The 20196-nt window shown below is 42.7% G+C and carries 19 protein-coding genes; 1 reads left to right on the top strand and 18 read right to left on the bottom strand.

Translation table 11 applies throughout. From position 1 onward, the window contains the following. Position 1: 1 nt before the first annotated feature. The 12 genes from AC58QT_RS04425 to AC58QT_RS04370 all read right to left on the bottom strand — a co-directional run bounded on the left by AC58QT_RS04425 (position 2) and on the right by AC58QT_RS04370 (position 14879). Positions 2-769, bottom strand: coding sequence for an SDR family NAD(P)-dependent oxidoreductase (locus AC58QT_RS04425; RefSeq protein WP_497407858.1), 768 nt, complete (start codon positions 767-769; stop codon positions 2-4). A gap of 20 nt (positions 770-789) precedes the next feature. Further along, positions 790-1785, bottom strand: a complete 996-nt coding sequence (locus AC58QT_RS04420) for a zinc-dependent alcohol dehydrogenase (protein WP_497407857.1) — start codon at positions 1783-1785, stop codon at positions 790-792. A gap of 15 nt (positions 1786-1800) precedes the next feature. Next, positions 1801-2949 carry a mandelate racemase/muconate lactonizing enzyme family protein gene (locus tag AC58QT_RS04415; protein WP_497407856.1) on the bottom strand — a complete coding sequence of 383 codons (1149 nt, stop codon included), beginning with the start codon at positions 2947-2949 and terminating at the stop codon, positions 1801-1803. A 26-nt stretch (positions 2950-2975) separates the two neighbouring features. Then, positions 2976-4049: a beta-galactosidase BglB gene (gene bglB, locus AC58QT_RS04410; RefSeq protein ID WP_497407855.1), complete on the bottom strand. Its 1074-nt coding sequence runs from the start codon at positions 4047-4049 to the stop codon at positions 2976-2978. Beyond that, the gene (locus tag AC58QT_RS04405) at positions 4049-5830 is read right to left on the bottom strand and encodes a hypothetical protein (RefSeq protein WP_497407854.1); all 1782 of its coding nucleotides are present in this window, start codon (positions 5828-5830) and stop codon (positions 4049-4051) included. Before AC58QT_RS04405 ends, bglB begins: the two co-directional genes overlap by 1 nt. Positions 5831-5926: 96 nt before the next feature. Continuing rightward, entirely contained in the window at positions 5927-7441 is a 1515-nt protein-coding gene (locus AC58QT_RS04400) for an ABC transporter substrate-binding protein (RefSeq protein WP_497408081.1), read from the bottom strand. Between the two features lie 60 nt (positions 7442-7501). Continuing rightward, positions 7502-8395 carry a carbohydrate ABC transporter permease gene (locus tag AC58QT_RS04395; RefSeq protein WP_497407853.1) on the bottom strand — a complete coding sequence of 298 codons (894 nt, stop codon included), beginning with the start codon at positions 8393-8395 and terminating at the stop codon, positions 7502-7504. 15 nt (positions 8396-8410) lie between these two features. Next, positions 8411-9370 (bottom strand): ABC transporter permease, encoded by a 960-nt coding sequence (locus tag AC58QT_RS04390; RefSeq protein WP_497407852.1) that lies wholly within the window; start codon positions 9368-9370, stop codon positions 8411-8413. Positions 9371-9540: 170 nt separating this feature from the next. Beyond that, complete coding sequence (locus tag AC58QT_RS04385) at positions 9541-11832, bottom strand: AraC family transcriptional regulator (RefSeq protein ID WP_497407851.1); 2292 nt, start codon at positions 11830-11832, stop codon at positions 9541-9543. A 340-nt stretch (positions 11833-12172) separates the two neighbouring features. Continuing rightward, complete coding sequence (locus AC58QT_RS04380; protein ID WP_497407850.1) at positions 12173-13018, bottom strand: GNAT family N-acetyltransferase; 846 nt, start codon at positions 13016-13018, stop codon at positions 12173-12175. 660 nt (positions 13019-13678) lie between these two features. Then, the gene (locus AC58QT_RS04375) at positions 13679-14455 is read right to left on the bottom strand and encodes a hypothetical protein (protein ID WP_497407849.1); all 777 of its coding nucleotides are present in this window, start codon (positions 14453-14455) and stop codon (positions 13679-13681) included. 19 nt (positions 14456-14474) lie between these two features. After that, on the bottom strand, positions 14475-14879 hold the full coding sequence (locus AC58QT_RS04370; RefSeq protein WP_497407848.1) for a DUF3888 domain-containing protein: 405 nt from the start codon (positions 14877-14879) through the stop codon (positions 14475-14477). Between the two features lie 838 nt (positions 14880-15717). On the opposite strand from AC58QT_RS04370, the gene AC58QT_RS04365 reads away from it, so the two are divergent. Then, positions 15718-16950: a M16 family metallopeptidase gene (locus tag AC58QT_RS04365; RefSeq protein ID WP_497407847.1), complete on the top strand. Its 1233-nt coding sequence runs from the start codon at positions 15718-15720 to the stop codon at positions 16948-16950. A gap of 109 nt (positions 16951-17059) precedes the next feature. On the opposite strand, the gene AC58QT_RS04360 is transcribed toward AC58QT_RS04365, so the two are convergent. From AC58QT_RS04360 to AC58QT_RS04335, 6 genes are all read right to left on the bottom strand, one after another. After that, positions 17060-17449, bottom strand: coding sequence for a DUF3139 domain-containing protein (locus AC58QT_RS04360; RefSeq protein WP_497407846.1), 390 nt, complete (start codon positions 17447-17449; stop codon positions 17060-17062). Between the two features lie 2 nt (positions 17450-17451). Then, entirely contained in the window at positions 17452-17967 is a 516-nt protein-coding gene (locus tag AC58QT_RS04355) for a DUF4871 domain-containing protein (RefSeq protein ID WP_497407845.1), read from the bottom strand. A 328-nt stretch (positions 17968-18295) separates the two neighbouring features. After that, positions 18296-18631 (bottom strand): VOC family protein, encoded by a 336-nt coding sequence (locus AC58QT_RS04350; protein ID WP_497408080.1) that lies wholly within the window; start codon positions 18629-18631, stop codon positions 18296-18298. Positions 18632-18797: 166 nt separating this feature from the next. After that, positions 18798-19091, bottom strand: a complete 294-nt coding sequence (locus AC58QT_RS04345) for a pentapeptide repeat-containing protein (RefSeq protein WP_497407844.1) — start codon at positions 19089-19091, stop codon at positions 18798-18800. Between the two features lie 116 nt (positions 19092-19207). Continuing rightward, a complete protein-coding gene (locus AC58QT_RS04340) occupies positions 19208-19432 on the bottom strand; it encodes a VOC family protein (RefSeq protein WP_497407843.1) in 225 nt (74 codons plus the stop codon). 114 nt (positions 19433-19546) lie between these two features. Beyond that, positions 19547-20173, bottom strand: a complete 627-nt coding sequence (locus AC58QT_RS04335) for a hypothetical protein (RefSeq protein ID WP_497407842.1) — start codon at positions 20171-20173, stop codon at positions 19547-19549. Between the last annotated feature and the right edge of the window lie 23 nt (positions 20174-20196).

The following is a 20196-nucleotide window of genomic DNA, read 5'->3' as shown; positions in this document are numbered from 1 at the left end:
TTTATAGTTCTGCTGTCATCCCGCCATCGGCTACTAGCGTGGCCCCAGTCATGAATGAGTTTTCCGGACTGGCGGCAAACAAAATAACGGAGGCGATCTCTTCAGGTTGTCCTACACGGCCGATCGGTTGTGCTTCATTCCATTGCTTCATGATTTCCTCGCGAGGTGTATTTAGGTTCTTTACACTGCTTTCCAGCATCGCAGTCTGAACCGCTCCGGGAAGTACAGTGTTAACTCGTATGTTCTGGCGGGCATAATCGAGAGCAATAGCCCTTGTCATTGCTACTATTCCCCCCTTAGAAGCTGAATAGGCGGAATATCCCTCAAGCGTAGCCAGAGCATGAACAGAACTTACATTTACGATTGAGCCTCCGCCATTCTCAAGCATGTGGGGGATGACCTCCCTGCAAAACAGAAATACAGAGGTAAGGTTATTCGTTATCACTTGATTCCACTGTTCAAGGTTCATATCCATAAGGCGAATTTGAGGACACATTGCCGCATTATTCACCAAAACGTCGATCTTCCCACACCAATCCAGCGTAGTTTGAACTACCCTTTTCACATCACTTTCAAGAGCAACATTCGCCTGCACGGCAATAGCTTGGCCGCCTGCGTCATTAATTTCCTGTGCGACGGCTTCTGCTTTACTAGCCGTTCTATTGACAACAGCAACCTGTCCACCTTGGGCAGCGAACTTGTGTGCAACGGATCGCCCGATGCCGCCACCGCCACCTGTCACGATGATAGCCTTTCCTTGCCAAATCATTCCACACACCTCACTTCTTTTTACAAACTTAATATAATTTTTGCAACCCTACCTGGACCGGAAATCAGTTTCTCAAAACACATATTACCTTCAGCTATGGGTGCGTATTCAACCCATGGGAGCATATTCACCCTACCTTGTCCTATCCAAAGCAGCGCGGTTTCAAAATCTTCTTGTGAGTAAGCAAATGCCCCCATAGTTGTTATCTCACTGCGAATCATGTCGTTTACAGCCAACTTGCTTTCAGCTTCATGCAAACCAGTAAAGATAACCTTTCCTCCAGGTCGGGTTGCCTCTATGCTTTTTCTGCGAGTCGTTTCAGCACCTACTGCGTCAATAACTGCATCGAAATCTCCTCTAACTAATGAATCAAGCTGATCCAAGTTGGTGTTGGCAATTCCGCCAAGTTCCTTAGCGATTTCAAGTCTAGCTTCGTTAAGATCTACGATAACAATGTTCTGAAGGCCATACACATGAGCTGCCTGCAAGGCAAACAAACCGATAGGACCGGCACCATAAATGAGTAATCGATCCGTTGGCGTCAATGCCATTATCCGGCATACATGAATCGCGCAGGCAAAAGGCTCGGCAAAAGCACCTTCTTCCAATGATACGTGATTCTCCAATTGAAAAACATTTCTCGCAGGTACTGCAATATATTCGGCAAATGCTCCTGGTCTGTGAGCGCCAAGTAATTTTCTCTCGCCACACAATTGAGACTGACCGTTTCGGCAAAATCGACATTGTCCGCAGGTCACTAATGGGTTGGCTGTAACACGGTCGCCAACTTGCAATCCATTTACCTGTGAACCCAATCTTTCAACGACTCCTGAGAACTCATGTCCCATGATAAGCGGTGGCTTACGGAGTGAGTTATGACCTAAGTAACCACTTAGTTCGGAACCACAAATCCCAGCTCGCTTCACTTGGATTAACACCTCATCTTGCATAATCTCAGGGATTGGAACCTCACGAATGTTCATTGCCCGGGGACCTTCATATATTAATGCTTTCATTTGATTTCATCTCCTTTAATTGACTTTCTCCCGTTTTTCCCAGCCTTGTCGAAATAATGGCAGCCAATGGCCAGGATCATAGGGATGCTTGGAAATTTCTTCCAAATTAAGATCGAAACCTAGTCCCGGTCTTTCCGGCGGCTGCAGGTAACCATTCTCTACTTTGAACGAAGTAGACAGGATTTCCTGTGCCCAAGAAGCATTAAACTCATCGAAAATTTCATGCAAGAAAAAATTCGGACTTGCCATGTTCAAATGAGCACAGACAATGGAACAAATCGGACCTTGTGCACTGTGCGGAGCGGTTACGCCGTTATGCGCATGCACCATGCCGCAAATTTGCTTGGATGCGCTGAGTCCCAGGAATTGTGGCTCCAATTGAATAATATGTACAGCATCATGCTTGAGCAGTTCTGCGAACTGCTCGCGATTATAGTAATCCTCGCCTGTTGCAATAGGCACAGGACTACGTTTGGCCACTTCAATCACAGACGATTGCCGATATGGCGGAACTGGCGCTTCAAACCAAGTCGGATGATACGGTGCCATTGCATCCGCAAACTGTAGGGCTGTATGCACACTGAAACGGTTATGTCCCTCGATTAAGATGTCAACCTCCTGGCCAACCGCCTCGCGAACAACGGCTATTCTTTGAATTGCAGAAGTGAAATCTGAGCGTTCTACGGTACGCCACGCTGCCCCGAACGGATCGAACTTTAATGCCGTATAGCCTTTAGCTACGACTTCTTTTGCTTGGTGAAATAAGCTTTCTTCATCTGTACCGCCACGGTACCATCCGTTTGCATAGCATCGCAGTTTATCATGACATTTGCCTCCAAGCAGCTTGTAAACTGGCTGCTCTGTTGCTTTACCCATAATATCCCAGCAAGCGGTTTCAATTGCTGCTAGCGCGGAACCTTGAATTTGACCGCCGTCTGAGTACACGTCCCGGATCATTTTTAATGAAATTGTCTCTACATCAAACGGACTCATACCGATGACTAGATGCTTAAGTTCATGGATCGCAGCCTCAACGGTCTTGGCAAAAGCATTTAATGTTCCTTCCCCAATCCCTGTGATCCCTTCGTCGGTATGAACTTGTATGAACAACCAGTTTTTCCATGAGTTACCTACGATATAAGTGCTAACATCTGTAATCTTCATGCTCTGTACCTCCTAGAATGTATAATTTAATGATCCAATCCCTCTGTCAGCATGAGCAGTGTCATGGATTGACCGTATGGCATCGGGCAAATTGGTATGTCACGATATTCCTGAAGCGTACGCCCCATCCCTGTGCCGTAGGAAACCCCATTCACAACACCTACTGCATCAATCTGTGAAACAACAGCGCCATACGCTTTGGCGCCAACTTCTCTATAAGACTCAGGCAAGTAACCTTTTCTTACTGCCTTCAGGATGCCGTAGGCAAAAGCCGCCGTGGCCGAAGTTTCCGTGTAGGAGTTGGGGTCATCCAGCAAAGTGTGCCACATACCGTCTGCCGCCTGCAGCTCAGCTAGCTTTGACGCTTGCTGTTCAAGCGCTGATAGCAGATGACGTTCAACAGATTTCGGAAGCTCGACCATTTCCAAATAATCGACGAGTCCTGCTGTATACCAAGAGTTGCCTCTTGCCCATAACGCTTCAGCGAAATGATGACGGCCGTTAAAGGTCCAACCATGGAACAACAAGCCCGTGCGGCGGTCGGTCAAATATTTGATATGCATCAAAAATTGGTACACACTCTCATCGATAAAGGATTCCTCATTCAGCAGAAGACCCATGCGGCACACGAACAACACAGTCATGTACAAAGTGTCATCCCAAACTTCACCTTCGTTTAAGTGACCCGAAACAACGTGCTGAATGCCGCCTTCCTCCGTTCTTGGCATCTCCTTCACGGCATATTCCGCCCATTCTCGGCACAAAGCCATGTAATCCTCACGCCCTGTTTCCTCGGCAAGGAAGCTAAGCGTCAGCATCGGACACATGGTATTTACATTTTTGGAAGGAAGACCCTCCGTAATTCTTCGATCAAACCAGTCGATCAAATACTGCTTGATATCCTTTCTCGTTGTCTTCCGATAGTATAAGTAAAGGGAGAATAGACCAACACCCTGCGGCCACTCCCAGTTTTCCATGGAAATAATTCCTATTGGACATGTCTCTTCCACAGCGCCACCTTGTAAATGCTTGAGCTGCCCGATGACATTCTCAATGATTGCGTGCGTTTCCATCTTGTTCAGTTCGATCGATGTATTCATTACGCTTCACCGCTTTCAATTTTATGGGGATCGACAATAAGCTCTGTCAGCTTCGTGTCTCCTTCAAATAATGTTGCACGTCTCATTTCCATATAGCTTTCGCGAGGAACCTCGCCATCTTTATACGATGCCTCATCAAGACGCAATCGTGCTGCGAGTGCAGTGGCTTCACTTAGGCTGCTTATGCCGTCGGCATAATAAATCGCCCAACCTGTTTCCAACCTCGCTTGCTGAAGCACTTGCAATTCACCAGAATAAAGCACTTGTCTTAATCGAAGCGTATCTCCATCAACATCAGAATGGAGTGTAGGTAATTGACGGGCAAGATCACCGTGCGCAATGCCTAACAGGGGTGCGATCAATACGGCCGATTGCGGATATTGCAAAATAGTCCACTCTCGACCATCAGAACCAGCTGCCGTGTGCAATTCGCCTGTCCAGCGATGGACAACCCACTCATCTGCAAGTTCGTCTACTTCGTTGTGAATTCGGCTCATACTGCGTACAACCAATACGGCCTGATCTTGCTGAACCGATCTGAGTTGGGTGTCTGGATACCAGGATTCCCGAAACAGTGCCGGACTTAGATACGCCTGCTGCATGGCAGCTGGATGGATTCTCTCGCGCTCACCGTCGTGTGCATACCAGCGCAGGTAAGAAACTTGATGTCCAGATACGGCAAGAGATACCGGATAAGATTGCCAAGCTAAGCCCCAAGTCGGCCATTGATACGAACCTGCAATGACTGGGAATCGGTTTACGCTGCCTATTCTGCCAGTCTCGCCAACCCATGTATGTGCATGGCTCGAATCCATGATTCGTTCCGACCTTCTGCGAGGGAGTGGAAGCTTCGAAGATGATATCAGCTGCAACTCCTCCTCAAAAAGCAGATAAGACAGTCCGTACCACTGTTCGCCTCCTGTCTCAGCCTCAATCGATGAAGGCATTTCTATCCCTGCGATCCTCCACATTAAGCTAATCGGCTGTAACTTACCTTGTACATTGTAGCTCCGTATGGACGGCACAAATTCATAACCATCATGAAAACGAACATAATCCAATAGTCCATTCATGATAGTTCCAATGTTCTCTTTCAACTCAGCGTTCTCCTCATGCAAGGAAACATTTGCAATGCGCAGCGCATTCATGATGATAAGAATATATAACAGGCTGATATTTTCTCCCCAGCCCCAACCTCTACGATGCGTATAATTCGTCCATCGTTCAAAAAAAGCTATGCCTGCTTGATAGTGATGAGGTAAGTTGCGTATTTTCGCAATTGCCAACAACAGAGCACCATCGCTCACAATTTTGTTCGAATAATACAAGATCGGCTCCTTTAATTCATGCTCGAACCAAGCTGCACCGTGATCCATCATTTGATCAAGAAGCTCTCGATGAGCAACTGGCACTTGTTCTTCCAAGTAAAGTCGTAGCACTACCAATGGCAACAGAATAAAAAAGGCAGCATTGGAGTCGTTGACTCGTGTCTCTTCCCCGTACCAGCGAAAAGCGCCATAGTGTGGACTTAACTTGTCGGTAAACTGCAATTCTGCGAGCGACTGAAGGATTTGCAAACTTTGTTCCTCTTCCAACACTCCTAAAGCCATCCCAATTGCATAATAAGCCGCAGTTGCTCTTCCGTCATGCGCTTCCTGAACTTGTGATCCTTCTGCCGTATGCCCCGGCTTCCCCGAATTCACAAGACCATCCTCCACTTTGAGCTTGCAACCAAATTGCTCCCACATTTCCCGCCAAACACGCTCCGTTTGAATGTTCATGTTTCTCTCCCTTTTCTTTGGTATTTTTTAAAACGGCCTCTGTCCAATGGAATTCAGGACAAAGGCCGCTAAGCTGATAGAGTTATTTATACTCGCTTACTTCTTATTTGCCGCTGCCCAAGCGTCTAGCTGCTTCTGCTTCTCAGCGATGATTTTATCCATACCTGCCGCTTTCAGTTCTTTATTCATCGTAGCCAGCGTACTGTCTACATCCATCATGCCGTAGGCCAAACCTTGGATATATTTATCCGTAATGGTTTTAGCTTGTGCAAGTTCTGCTTTGACTGGCTCCGCATCGAAGGAGAATCCCATAATTCTAGAAGCTTTCGCGCTTTTATTTAGTTGGTCTGTCTTCTGTGGAATATCCGCAGCAACCCCCGGTAGCAGGTAAGCGTTCAACTGGTTACCTAGCATCCAGGCGACGTTCGTCGCGTATCCAGAATCCGGAATCAATTCGATTGTATTATCTCCCGTTTTCTTGTAGTTCTTACCTTCAAGTCCATAAAGGACCATGTTGTACAGCTGCTTGTCGGTGTTCATTAACTCCAGGAACATCATAGCCCGATCCGGATTTTTGGACGTGCGGCTGATCGACTGCATCGTGGCATTTACAGAATTTGTGGTAACGAAAGGCTCGGATAGATTTGCAAACACAGAGTCGTAATTATAGCGAGCTTTGGTTTCAGCTTCTATGCCCGGTTTGTAAGTAGTCAGCCCGTAGGAAAGAATTTTGCCGGATTTCATAAGCTCAGTTGGGTCTTTCACCAAAGCTAGATCTTTATTCAGATAGCCCTTCTCCGACCAGCTTTTCATCAATTTCACCAAGTTCACGAACGCTGGATGTTCGTATTGATTAATGACTTTATAGTCGGAGCCTACTGATTCAATTGCTCCTGGTGATCCGTCTTGGCCTAACGTTTCCAATTTCAAATAATTCATGATATCAATACCGGTGAGTGTAAGGCCGGGACCGTTAAAAATGAATTTATCGGCTTCGCCGGCTTTCATTTTCGCTAAAGCAGGCTCCAAGTCTTCCATTTTCTTAATCGCGTTGACATCGATGCCATATTTATCGACCATATCTTTCCTAAAACTAATAACGGACTGACGAGCTGCGATTTGATAGTTAGGGAAACCGTACACTTTGTTATTAACTTTCATCGCGTTCCAGAAGTTAGGCGGAATTTGGCCATACGATTTCGACGCATATTTAGTCAGCAATTCGTCCATCGGAAGGAATGCGCCTTTGGCAACGTTATCATAAAAATTGTATCCTGGGGCAGTGAACATGATATCGAATTCCTCACCCGCAGCAATCATCAACTTCGTCTTCTCAACATAAGCTGCAGCCTCAATAAACTGAATCTCAAGTGTGGCATTAATCTTTGCTTGCAAAATCTTGTTAATCTCGGTCAATACCGCCGCTCCTTCTTTTTGCGCAGGAATGCGGAGTACCCACTTGAGCTTAACCGGTGCTAGCGTTGCTGCAGTAGGCGTCGCTGCGACTTTAGGAAACTGCGTCGCATTATTTGTGCTTTCCTTCGCTGTACAAGCTACCAAACTAGTTGCCGTCACCATTACTAATGTCATCGTCGTAAGTGCTTTCAACATTTTCAATCTGAACACTCCCTTTTATTTGTTATATTGACTTTTGTGATCATACAGTTCACATTACCCTTTAACCGCTCCGGCTGTAATGCCTCTAACAAAATATTTTTGAAAAAAAGGAAATACGAACATCATCGGACCCGCTGCAATGACGGCAATCGCCATTCTCGCGCTGTCGGAAGGGAATTCTGTCCCACCGATGCTTAAACCCATTTGAGCGTCTTTCATCATTATTTCAGCATTTAGTAAAATTTTGTACAGCAAATACTGCAGCATAAATTTGCTTTCCGTGTCGATGTAGATCAATGAACGGAACCACTCGTTCCAATAGGTCAGCATTAAAATCAGTCCAATTGTCGCGAGTGCTGGCTTGGACATCGGGAGAACGATTTGCCAGAAAATGCGCATCTCGCTGCAACCGTCGATACTCGCCGACTCCAACACTTCCTGTGGCAAATCGAAGAAAAATGTGCGCAGCAGGATGACATTCCACGCGGAGACGAGACCTGGAAGAATGAGGATCCAATACGTATCCTTGAGCAAATAATATTTGGTATAAACAATATAACTTGGAATCAACCCCGCATTGAACAGTAGCGAGAAGAACACCAGAAACCCGATTATGCCTGCAAGCTTATACTCCTTACGCGATAGCGAATAAGATATCATCGCTGTCAACAGCAATCCTACAACAGTTCCGACTACAGTGACGAATAACGTCGTACCATAGGAATTTAGAATAAGCTTAGGCGATTGGAAAATAAAACGATAAGCGGCTGTGCTCCATAAGCTTGGGAACAGACTGTACCCGCGCTCCACAATACTTTTCGAATCGCTGACGGAGATAATCACCACCAGCAACATCGGTATTACGCAGCTTATTGCCAGCAGTGTAAATACTGAGTGCGGAATCCAGTTGTTCAGGCGTAGTCTCCGCTTTTTTACAGCTGATATCATTCTGTTTTCTCCCTTCTAGAACATGGCGCTATCCCGGCCACTTCTGTACCGGATGAAAAAGTTTACGGCTAATACAAGTACGAATCCAGCGATGGACTGAAATAATCCTGCCGCAGCGCCCATCCCTAGATCTGCCCCTCCGCGTAATGCGCTGTATACATACGTATCCAGAACAGACGAGACGTCATGCAACGCCGGTGACTCCAAGGGCACCAAGAAGAACTGCCCGAAATCTGCATTGAAGATTCGGCCCAATGCTAATAGGAAATTGATTAGAATAATGGGCCGCAAAGCTGGAATCGTAATTCTCAACGCCATCTGGAATCTGCTTGCTCCGTCGATGGATGCCGCTTCATAATAGGCAGGATCTACAGATAAGATGTAAGCGTAATTCAGCAGTGTCGTATAACCCATTAATTTCCAAAAATGCAAGATAACATGAATCCAAAACCAGTATTGCGGATCGAAATACCACTCCACTGACGAGAAGCCCAGTCCATGCAAAATGAAGTTCACCATTCCCTTGCTGTTATCCAGCAAAGCAAACACAATGTAAGCAACAATCGTCCAGGAAAGAAAATACGGCAAGAATATGGCGGTTTGATACACTTTCAACATCTTTCTGCTCAATACTTCATTTAACAGAATTGCCAGCAGGACACTTCCGCTAATTCCCGTAATAATAAAAACGGCATTATATATAAGCGTGTTTTTTAGTGCCAGCACAGCATCGGTCGTTGAAAAAATAAACATGAAGTTTTTAAGTCCGACCCATGGGCTACCAAAAATACCATCGACAAAATTGTAGTTTTTAAAGGCAAGTATAATGCCCGGCAGCGGTACAAAATTAAATACAATCATAAGCACCAATGCCGGAAGCGCCAATAACGTATAATCTACATTTTTCCGAAGGGTACTTCTGCGAGACACATTTCTTACGCTCGGCTCCGTTTTGGATATTGCGGTAGTTTTCATCTATACACCTCCTCTTCGTTTTTCTAGGCTGCTGCTATGCAAATTGAATATACCGCCGAACGCCCAATTGCACCACTGTTCAATTCCATTTTCTTGTTTAAATGGCTGTGTGATTTAAAGAAAAGTGTCCATTTACATAAAAAAGAGAAACAACAACGACATTTGCCGTGTCATTTCTCCAGTTTGTTCATGATTTCTTTGTCTACGCGATAGGCTTTTGGCGTGGATCCGAACCTGCGCTTAAACAGTTTATAGTAGCTGCTTTCATTGTAGAAGCCTGTTCTCTCCATAATCTCGCCAATACTAAGATCCGTCGCAAGCAGCAGTTCGGCAGACTTGTCCAGCCGGAAATTATGAATATAGTCCATAACGGACAATCCGACCGAATCCTTAAAGATCGTGCCCAGATAGCCTTGGGATAGCTTAAACTCTACCGCGATGCCTTTCAAGCTCAGCTCTTCCTTAAAATGATCCTGAATGTAGCGTTTAATCGATTCAACCAAGGCGTCGTGACGCATTTCCACAAGCGGCTTCTGATTGGCAATTTTCATGATATCCTCATAAAATTTGCTCTTGAGATCATCAATGGATTCAAAGGAAGCCATCCGCATGTAAAAATCTTTCATAGAGATCGGAATTTTCTCAATTCTCGTTTTGTTCAGAATATCAAAGGCTTTGCCCAGCGCCAAGGAAAAGCGGGTCATGGATAACATGAAGCTTTCGATGTCTCCTTTGGACGATACTTCGATGAACTGATCGAACAGCGATTTGGCTTCATCCCCGTCTCCTGCGCGAATCGAATCCAAGATTCGTTCTTCCAACTTCTCGTCATAGGTAACCGTCATTTGCTCATGAAGATCCAAAACAGCAGGATCCAGAATAGCTTCATGGCTATAGATCACGCTATATTTCAACAAAAGGGATGCCGTGCGGTACGCATGAATGAGTGCTCCGTCGCCTTGCACATAACCGCCGAGGAAAGCTGAAAGTGAAATGCCTGTAAACCCTTTTACAGTATTTTGCAACACTCTAATTTTCTCGTCCCATCTGATGTCACGCTTTCCTTCCGGAAGGAAGGCAAGAATAATAAACTGCCCTTCCCCGATATAGATGGCCTTTGCCGCATTGCCCGAATCAAGAACTTCCTCAGCCACATTCATGATGATAAAACGATAAGCCTTTTTTCGATCGGAGTCCATCATCTCGAACTGCTCCCGTCGATCAATCTTCAGGAGAATCAACATCATCTCACGATCGAGCATATTGCCGAACACCTTAGAAAATTCGCCGGTCAACTGATTGGCAATCGAATTGTTTTCCATCAACACGGCTTTAATGTAGTTTTCCAGTAAAATCGTGTCGGCTGACTGTTTGTAGCTGTTATAGTCCTTCAGCAAGTCTTTATTTTTTTGAAACACATCCGAAAGAAGCTTAAACTCGTCGATGAGCGGTCCCTTGTTCTCCGCTTTGCCCCTAGGCCCCATGACTTCGCGAAAAACCCGGCCGAAAGGGAGGTAGATACGGTAAGCGATAAAGCCAGCTGCGACGAGGGCAATAAGCGCAATGCCCAGCGTCATCTGTAGCATGATTTTGCGCACAAATTGCAGTGATTGGTTTAGAAACTCATTGGATTCTTCCACCACAAGCACCCAGTTGGTTTCGGGCATCCAGAGATAGGAAATAATTTTTTGATCCTTCTTCTCTCCTGTCTCAAAGCTGCCCGAGTCCTGATTAGTTTCCATTATTTTGTGTACCAGTTCGGAGTTGAGCACATCCAAATTCCGAATTTGCTTGGAGTCGTCAATGAATGTTCGGCTCGTTTTATCAATAATGTAAGCTTTATTATTCTGGCCCTTAAGCTTGCTTAATGTGTCGCATAACCAAGCCGCGTCAATATTCACGCCCAACGCTTTGGACAACTTGTTGTCACTGTCGGTTTGAAAATAAAAATACGTAAACACAGTGGCGCTAGTGTTATAAGCCTCACTGGGTAGCACTCTTGGAATCGGTTGAAGTACCGGTATACTCCTGTAGTTTTGAATCGCGTTCACAAAGAAAGTATCCTTCTGTACCATGGAGCCAAGCGTTGAGTAGAAATTTCCAGTCTTTCCGCTGTATAGCGTATCCGAGTGAAAGATAGGATTGATTTCAAACGATTTACTGATTAACTCCATATACCTGAACATTTCGAAATATTCGAGATTCTTCTTCTCAAATAATGCGGCAAGAGCTGGATCGTCTAGTTGGCGGAATGTAAACGCCTTCACATCTTCATTCATTCGCTTGATCGTATCACTGATAATGCGAAGTTCCTTGCTGTTCTCTTCAAAGGTTCGCTGCTTAACGATACCTTCAAAACTTTTGAATGCCGTAATGGAGAACCCCCCAAGTACGACGAGGAGCAGCACTGAAAGCAAAACTACGATGTTAATGAACGTCCGGCTCACACTCCACCTAAACATATCATGCATTCTCCCCTTAACTCGTCGATATATTAGCCCTCATACATGACAGAATTGTTGAGTTTCATTATACAATCATGGTAATGTACATGGCTACAAAATTCTACAAAATCCTTAAAACCCTAGTCAGCATCAAGATCGTCATAAAACTAATCCTCTAAAAGAGAATCTCGATGGCAGTTCACGCAAAAAATGCCCCAGAGTCGTGTAACCTACCGTCTCTGGGGATTTTCACGACTTCTCTTGATTCCCTGCCTTAATTCGCAAATACGTTCACATTATCCACATAAATCGTACCCGGACTGGCGCTATAAAACCCACTGGAGTTACAATAAATCAATCACTTCCCATGTCTGCTAGGTTCATGAAACATTGGGGTATAGACCGAACAAAACAAATTGTATTTACTATCCTCATTAAAGCCTAGTTTTTTTGCCATTTGAAATGATGGCACGTTCTGAGTATCACAAGTCCAATTCGGTATTATACCTCGATTCAAACAATCCTGAATGAAATTCCTCGCAAGTTGATAGCCAAGCCCCTGACCTCGTACTGATTTATTCACTTGGATTGCGAGCTCTGCCAACCCACCTCCAAGAAATGCGGCATTACACCGTCCCATAACACTTCCATCTGATGACATAGAGATCCATCCAACGTCATGTTGAAGATAATTTTCTGTACTTCCCCAAAGACCTTGTATCTCCTTACGCAAAGATTCATGTGACTGAAGCATCGCTGCATCTATTCGAAACATGTCTTTGTCGGTTTCAATTATTCCTAGACTTTCGAAGACGTGTCTGTCAAATTTAAATTGTGTCCTGCTTATACGAAATACCTTGTAACCAAATATGCGAAATATTAATTCATCCCATGTCTCGGAGGCAGTTGACCAGAATAATCTAAAGCTGCTGGAAGAAACATTTAAAATTAAATGTTCTTTCATCGTCGCAATAAATCCTTCATTAAATTCCTTATCGACAGCATGACCAATCAAACGCCCCCCTATGAAATCGCTAGACATTACAGCAGCACACTGAGGATGATCTTGGTTGTCAACAAAGACGATTCCATCAATCGTTTCTTCTAAAATTGAGAGTGGATAGGGCGTAAACACCGATTCCTCCCCAGAGATTAACCCCTTTACAACATGATATTGATCTCTTTTAATGCGAACAAAGGACATTTAGGTACTCCTCCATTGGAAAGATTCTTCCTTAAGTTAAAATGTCGCTAACTACCCATTTCTTTAATGAAATAAGGCAGCAGCTAACGCGTAGTCTGTTTCCTGGTTTCGTCACACTAGCAGCAAGTGAACGGCAATAAAACTTTAATCTTGGCAAGTAGGGCTCTTACTTTGCTACTTCGTTCAGGAATGTTAATTCCCTATCAACTACTAAACATAAAATGAATCTATGGTATATTCGCTTCTATTTGAACATTTCCTTTTATTGTAACTGTACTGCCTTTACTTAAACAAAAATAGAAAATAGAAAATAGGGATCGTCCAGTCTGCTCCGCAGCCAGTGATCCCTGTTTAAGTATTGTGTCCGCAATCTAGCCGACCCCCTATTCATTCAATTCAATTAAAGAGTGCTTACCACTTTTATATCATTCGAAATTCATAGGCTTATTAACAATGAACTCGATCTCTGCGTACAAATTAAGTTTTTCTTGACAATATAGCCGATCCAGAACCTGGTAGCCCCCCCAAAGCAGCGTTCCTTTTCTAGAAGCCTCCCACAATACTTTGATAAAGTCGACATATTATACCGAATCTTCCAAGCTATATCCACCACGTGGCTGTCGCTGCTGTCCGTTATTACAAAAGGCTGCGCGGCAGCCTTCATTGCATGGACTCTGCGATTTTCAACAGATCCTCTACCGTAAACTTTTTGCTTAAGTTTTTCTTACCGACTGACAATTTATAATTCAAATCATCTTTCTGAAATCGTATCTCATATCCTAAGTCGAAGTTTGAATGATATAACACTTTTGTTCCGTCTTTTAATTTGAGAATCTCGGTATTTTTCCATATATATCGGTCTAGATTCTCAGTTGAAGGGATTACAGCAATATGTAGATAGCTGTGTAGAGACTCTATTCCATACCCTAAATCAAGAATTTCAGGTTGCCATTCATTTTTATCAGTGATATACCCATGAAAACCAGTAACTTCAGCTGGGAACTTAGTGGGTACTAATACGCGTCTGTGAAACTTCAGTTGATATTCCTTCACCAATTTAGCTTCTTCCAACAGTGGCTTAGTCCCATCATGAATAACCTGTATGTAGGAGATCTTCTCATCTTTAACGATTACTTCCCAAATAAATGCGATCCGTTCCTCGCCTGGCTCTCCTTTAAAATACGCTACTATAATTTTAGTATCATTTCTTTGTGGTGTTGTCATCACATTGAATCCGTCTATCTGTTTACTCTCAACATGCTCAGGTATTATCACCGATTGACTATACAAATAACGCTTAGCTACATCTTGTTCATTTTTTATAACAGAATTTAAAAATGCTTCAACCACTTTCTTAGGTTGTTCGGCTTGTACATATTTATCAATAAATAAAATGCTAATTGTCAAAACCAGAATTATTAACAATAATTTTCTCATTTTTAGTACAGCGGTCCTCCTAGACTGGATTTCTACAAACGTAATTAGCTGGTCTTTCTTTAATTGAGTATTTTTTAATAACCCATTTGCCAGTGTCATTGTAGTTGGACATTATTACTGTGAGAATATCATTTGGTGGATTATGAGCACCTTTATAGGTCATACCTTCTATTGTTACTTCAAAGTAGAATGAACCTGGATTTACTTTCTTGATCTCTAAAATCTTTTGGCATTGAAGACCTAATTGGTGATTAGGACCGAATTGTTTGTCTAGTGTTTGTGACATGATTGGATACATTTCGCGAATAGCTAGATCATGAAGGATTTCTTTTGGCAGCTCCTCGGCTTTGGTCAATTCTGTAGCAGCCTTAGTGGAAAATGAAAAAGAGAAAAAAATAAGCATGAAGCTTACACATTTTTTCATTAGAATAGCACCTCCATTTTTTGAGATTATTATTCCCAAAAGATTGAAACGCTATCTGTATCATTAGAAAGAAGTAGCTGAAAACAAAGATCGATTGGCTTCTATACATGTTATCTCGTATTAATTATTGAACAAACGTTCTCCGTTTGCTTAATGAGGAACAATACCAATCTGGTACTCATCTTCGTAAATTAGGATACCAGGAAGTCTTTAGAAATGGATTTGATTATCGCGACGTTATATTTCTCGGCAATATTAAAGAATGACTCCAAGTGGATTATCATCTCTGTTGCATTATTTCCACCCTTACACCATGTTACTGCATTTCGTGTATTGTTATCATCATAAAACGGCGGATTGGGCAAATTTTGTTCAAACCATTCTTTGGTGTCTAGGTAAAGGTTGCTACCGCTTTTGGAAAGCTTATCGTCAGAGTATAAGTGATAAATAACAACAAAAATACCATAAGGTTGTTTAGTCTTAGGACTAGAATAATTACCATGATATCTAATATACAAAAAAAATCTCTCCCTTTATTTTAAACTTATGATAAATCAGATGAACTCAATTAATTTCTTATCTATCTCTTCCATCTGTCCAATATTTGATATACCGTCCCACACAATAATTGCCCTAGCTTAAATTATCCTCCCACTAGTTCAACGAAAAACGGCACCGATTGTACTATCTTTAAATAACCCCAAAAACGCTCAAAACAGCAACCCTTCTACAGACATGAACCAAAATAGTGTAATATAGGTATATTAAAGCATGTAAGCCAGATACGAAGGTTCCCTCTGGAAAATTCATAATGCAAAAAGTAAAGGGGGAGCTGCGTATGGAGATCAAAACATTAAAAAATCATTTACAAGTCGTGCTGAAGCCAGATTCGTCTTCGCGAAGCGCTGTCTTTGCTTACGCAATTAAAGCAGGATGCAACATGGAAGTAGGCGTCCCTGCCGGGACTGCTCATTTTCTCGAACATATGCTCTTTAAAGGTAGTGCCACGAAAACGGCAAAAAAAATCAACCAGGACGCCGCGGACCTCGGCGCGCTTCCCAATGCATATACCTCGGAAGATGAAACCAAATACTACATCCAGGTGCAAAGCAAGTACGGCATGGAGGCGCTAGACCTACTATCTGACTTTTTTTGGCAGCCTGCGCTCCCAGAAAAAGAAATCGAAAAAGAAAAACAGGTCATCATCGAAGAAATTCATATGTATGCCGATCAACCTTCTTCGGTTTCCGGCGAGGTGCTCGAAGGTCTGTTGAAGCGAAGCTCCCTTTTGGGTACTAAGAAAAGCGTGCGGAAAATCCAGCACTCACATCTCCTTCAGTTTTATAACGCTCATTATCATACAGACGATGTGATTTTTGTAGCGACGGGCAATTTTGATGAATATGCGGTAATCTCCTATTTGGAACGTCTACACGTTCATCAGCCGAAGGATCTTGCCGAGCAGGCGAGGCGTGAATATGATCTGCAGCAAAAAGAAGCGTTTGTCAAACGCAGCGTCAGCCAGGCTCATATTTCATGGGCAATTCCGGTAGCAGGTGACGAGAGCGGCGATGAGCCTGCGCTTGAAGTTATTGCTACGATTTTAGGAGCGCATGGAAATGCGTCTTCTCGTTTGTATGATGAAATTCGTGAAGAAAAAGGACTCGCGTATGCGGTCGATGTGGATTACGAATCATTTCATGACCACGGCTACCTTTTGGGATATATGGGACTGCCGGCAACGCACGTAAACGAAGTAAGAAAGATTTTGTTCAAGCACCTGGCGGATCTGGAGACAAGTCTCGTCAGTACTGCGGAGCTCCGTCGCGCCATTGCCTGTGTAACAGGACAACTGGCAATCGGTATGGATGATGTACTCGCACAAAATGATTCTCTGAGTTATAGCACACTGTATGGACTGGAGTTTGATGTGGATGCTTTCGTAGCCAAAGTAGAGGCGGTGACCGCAGATGAAGTACTACGGGTGGCTCAGAAATATGCCTTAGCGGGGAACGTCTATGTGGCATTCGTGGTGCCAAAGAATTGGAGCGCCATCGAACAACTTTCTTAAAAGCCCTATTAAAATAATCTCCTGTCTCAATCATTTTTTTGTTACTTAACGGACAAAGGTAGCCAGTCGTGTGCTGGCTACCGTCATGTTAGTTATTTCGATTTTTCCACTAATAATCACTTTCCTTATGTTTTGGATTAACAGGTATCCCCTGTAGCCCTTGCTGAATGTAATGCCAAGTTTGATACATTTCGGGACGCTTCCAATAGTTGTACCCTACTTCAGGTTCATCATTAAAAACCACAATTACACTAAAAGTCGGTAACTTTCCAAACAGTGGCTTTATTTCTTTGATTTCACTCTTTTCGTATCCTTTCTCCTCCAACAAATACTGTAAAACCTCATGTTTTATTGTAGCTTTCCCCACTTGAATATAGATGTAAATAAAAGCAAAAGGGGTAATTGCTGCAACGGAACAGACCCAAATTATCCAGTTTTTCTTCTTTGCTTTTTTGATTTCATTTTGAACATTCTTTTCATCAAGTTCATTAATTTGCATTTTCAATCTCCAACTTCTTCTTGTACTTCTATAACTACACTACCGAATAGCTTGTCATTTATATAAGCTTCTAGTCTCCATAAACCTTTGGAAGGTAAAGTCATCGTTGAAGGCATTTTACCTACCTTATCATTATCTTTTATACTTGTATTTGGGATGCCAATACTACCTTCAAATACATTTACTTTCTCTCCAGTTTGTTTGCTAACTCCAACAATCTTTACTTTCTTGCCAAACAAGTTTTGCGTTTCTTGTGGATTCTCAGCCCAAAAATGCCACATATACTTTTGTTTTTTCCCAGGATAAAACCTAACCACCTCTTGATCGTTATAAATGAATCCTATTTTCCCTTGTTCACCTATCAGCATATAATCATCAGCTTTAAACATACTGCTTATTTGCCATGATTTGTCTTCGTCTAATACTTTTGGGCTTACCTTGGTCATTACGTTGGTATCAGTTTTAGAACAACCAATTAAGAACAACAGCAAAACTATATATCCTAATTTCAATCTCATTATGCCACCGCCTGTAATTGGATTAAATTTTTGCACGCTGTATGTTCTAAACTTACCATGATTTCCACTTTTTAACATTCTTAAATTTCGCTATTCTACACGTTAACCTAATTGAGGCTGCCGATCATGCCAGCAGCCTCCATTAGGTGTGTTTTTTGAAGGTCATATCCATCCTCAACTACTGGAATATATAGCGGTAGCAAATTGTCCAACTCACGAGTTATAATGCCACGAGCCAGCTTCATCGTCATATCCACAACAGTCAAATATTTGTTGAAATTAATGAACGAAAGTAACTCGTTACATAAGCGTTTACATTATGAAATATTTATTTTTTTTGAATAAGTCCAAGCCCAAGCCCAGTTGGGTCAGCTAAATATGCAAGAAAGAAATCATCAAACTCCATTTTCTCTCGCACAATCAATGCACCGTAGTCCTTAGCCTTAGAAATGGCTTCATCAATTGAATCTACTTCAATTTGTAACCGAATTCCAAGAGGGTAGTCATTTGGACCTTTGGCGATTCCGCCTGAAATGCCTCCAGTAGTTACTTCACGATAGCCCCATTGGTTTTCACCAATTTCCCAGCCAAAAACAGTAGAATAAAATTTCGATGCTTTTTCTGCATCCTGACTGTTTAACTCAAAACCAACAACTTTTCCCATTTCCATTCCTTCTCCCTATTGGCATTTGGAATATTTAATCATCATATAATTATTTTGTTCGACGATTCTGCCAATTGTTAAAATGGCTGCGTGATCAATTTCTCGGCAGCCTCACTAAACAATTCATCAACTAACGTGCTGCTTTAGAGCAATAATGTGAATGTACTCAACTCAGTTCCACCTTGTATTGTCGCAACAATGACGAAATATCGACGCCGTTTATCGTCAACCCTTCAATATCGCAACCGACGATACTGACACCTCGTAAATTAGTTTCGCTAACGACGGCGTCCTCTAAATTACATGAAGTAATTTGTACTGGAGGCTTCGCAGCAGTATGCCCGTTCTCAGGTCGATCCTTGTTCCCGTAGCCAATATGCTTAAAATGTGCGCCACCCCATTGCGCTCCGTCGATTGACATTCCCGTCAGATTAGCGTCCGAGATACTTAATCCAGACATTCTCATATCCCCTTCAAAGTATAGATTAAGTAAGAGTCTTCGGTTAAATCTTCGGGATCGTCGATAAGAATTATTTATGATTCTGACATACCTTAAGCACGTTAAAATCTTGTTATTTACAATTGAATAACGCTAATCATATTTCCGTTATTATCAGTAAGATCAAACCGTTTAGGTTCACCGTTCCTTACCTCAAACAGCCACGCCATTTTTTCATTACTCCAACGCAAATCGAATCCAAACATGGTTTGATACCATACTAACGAATCCTGAAGATTCTTCACAGGTAGAAAGACTGCATCAATACGGTCAACAAACTGTTCAACAACTTGTTCACTCACTGAAAACCACCTTACCTTATATAGAAAGTATGTTTTCTCCTATAATCCTTTCCATGAATACTTGCATCATCCATGCTATCGAGCAATTTATTGAACTCCCTCGTTGGCCGTAGTTCAGTCAAGTTTTTCGATATCGACCCTTACAATCGTTTTCCATGTTTCAGGTAGATGACACTGCATAGCTGGTGTTAGATAAATTTCTCTTCGGTTGCCTTTGATTCGGTAACCTTGCTCTTCAATATGATTTTCAATTTCTTGTAGAGTTGACTGTGTATCACGATAATGTCCAACATGAAGTTTTTGAGCACATATAGTGAGCTCATCTACTACAAACGTGGTCCTAGGAACTGTTTGTCCGCGTAAATTCTTCTCGACATTTGCTCTTGCCTCTTCGTAAATTTCTGAAGTAATACAATCTGGAACTTGCATCATATGAGTCACGTTATATTTAACATCATCACTTTTACTAGGCCAAATAATCTCAGGGGGCATTAACTTAAACTTATATCCCATTGAGTTCTTTGTTATTTGCTTCAACTGGTTCACTACTTTCCATACAATCCACTGTTCATCTAATGGTTCTGGGCGCCCAGCCCAGTTCATATGGAAAGCTGTTCTCATTTCCTGAGATACATATTGCATCTTAGGAACACGCAAAATTTGTACTGGTCCTGGTTTCACAGAGTAAACATGAGAATAAATCTTACGATTATCATGCGTGATAAGTTGAGCAGTTTCCAATATGACAACCTCCTAATAAGTGG

The sequence above is a fragment of the Paenibacillus sp. J31R109 genome (genome assembly GCF_059692055.1).
Note: the sequence above shows the minus strand (reverse complement) of the source record. Positions and strands in the feature narration are given on the sequence as shown.

Bases quoted from the DNA above. Each gene is read 5' to 3' on its own strand.
- AC58QT_RS04425 (WP_497407858.1), bottom strand. From the start codon at position 769: ATGATTTGGCAAGGAAAGGCTATCATCGTGACAGGTGGCGGTGGCGGC.
- AC58QT_RS04420 (WP_497407857.1), bottom strand. From the start codon at position 1,785: ATGAAAGCATTAATATATGAAGGTCCCCGGGCAATGAACATTCGTGAG.
- AC58QT_RS04415 (WP_497407856.1), bottom strand. From the start codon at position 2,949: ATGAAGATTACAGATGTTAGCACTTATATCGTAGGTAACTCATGGAAA.
- bglB (WP_497407855.1), bottom strand. From the start codon at position 4,049: ATGAATACATCGATCGAACTGAACAAGATGGAAACGCACGCAATCATT.
- AC58QT_RS04405 (WP_497407854.1), bottom strand. From the start codon at position 5,830: ATGAACATTCAAACGGAGCGTGTTTGGCGGGAAATGTGGGAGCAATTT.
- AC58QT_RS04400 (WP_497408081.1), bottom strand. From the start codon at position 7,441: ATGTTGAAAGCACTTACGACGATGACATTAGTAATGGTGACGGCAACT.
- AC58QT_RS04395 (WP_497407853.1), bottom strand. From the start codon at position 8,395: ATGATATCAGCTGTAAAAAAGCGGAGACTACGCCTGAACAACTGGATT.
- AC58QT_RS04390 (WP_497407852.1), bottom strand. From the start codon at position 9,370: ATGAAAACTACCGCAATATCCAAAACGGAGCCGAGCGTAAGAAATGTG.
- AC58QT_RS04385 (WP_497407851.1), bottom strand. From the start codon at position 11,832: ATGTTTAGGTGGAGTGTGAGCCGGACGTTCATTAACATCGTAGTTTTG.
- AC58QT_RS04380 (WP_497407850.1), bottom strand. From the start codon at position 13,018: ATGTCCTTTGTTCGCATTAAAAGAGATCAATATCATGTTGTAAAGGGG.
- AC58QT_RS04375 (WP_497407849.1), bottom strand. From the start codon at position 14,455: ATGAGAAAATTATTGTTAATAATTCTGGTTTTGACAATTAGCATTTTA.
- AC58QT_RS04370 (WP_497407848.1), bottom strand. From the start codon at position 14,879: ATGAAAAAATGTGTAAGCTTCATGCTTATTTTTTTCTCTTTTTCATTT.
- AC58QT_RS04365 (WP_497407847.1), top strand. From the start codon at position 15,718: ATGGAGATCAAAACATTAAAAAATCATTTACAAGTCGTGCTGAAGCCA.
- AC58QT_RS04360 (WP_497407846.1), bottom strand. From the start codon at position 17,449: ATGCAAATTAATGAACTTGATGAAAAGAATGTTCAAAATGAAATCAAA.
- AC58QT_RS04355 (WP_497407845.1), bottom strand. From the start codon at position 17,967: ATGAGATTGAAATTAGGATATATAGTTTTGCTGTTGTTCTTAATTGGT.
- AC58QT_RS04350 (WP_497408080.1), bottom strand. From the start codon at position 18,631: ATGGGAAAAGTTGTTGGTTTTGAGTTAAACAGTCAGGATGCAGAAAAA.
- AC58QT_RS04345 (WP_497407844.1), bottom strand. From the start codon at position 19,091: ATGTCTGGATTAAGTATCTCGGACGCTAATCTGACGGGAATGTCAATC.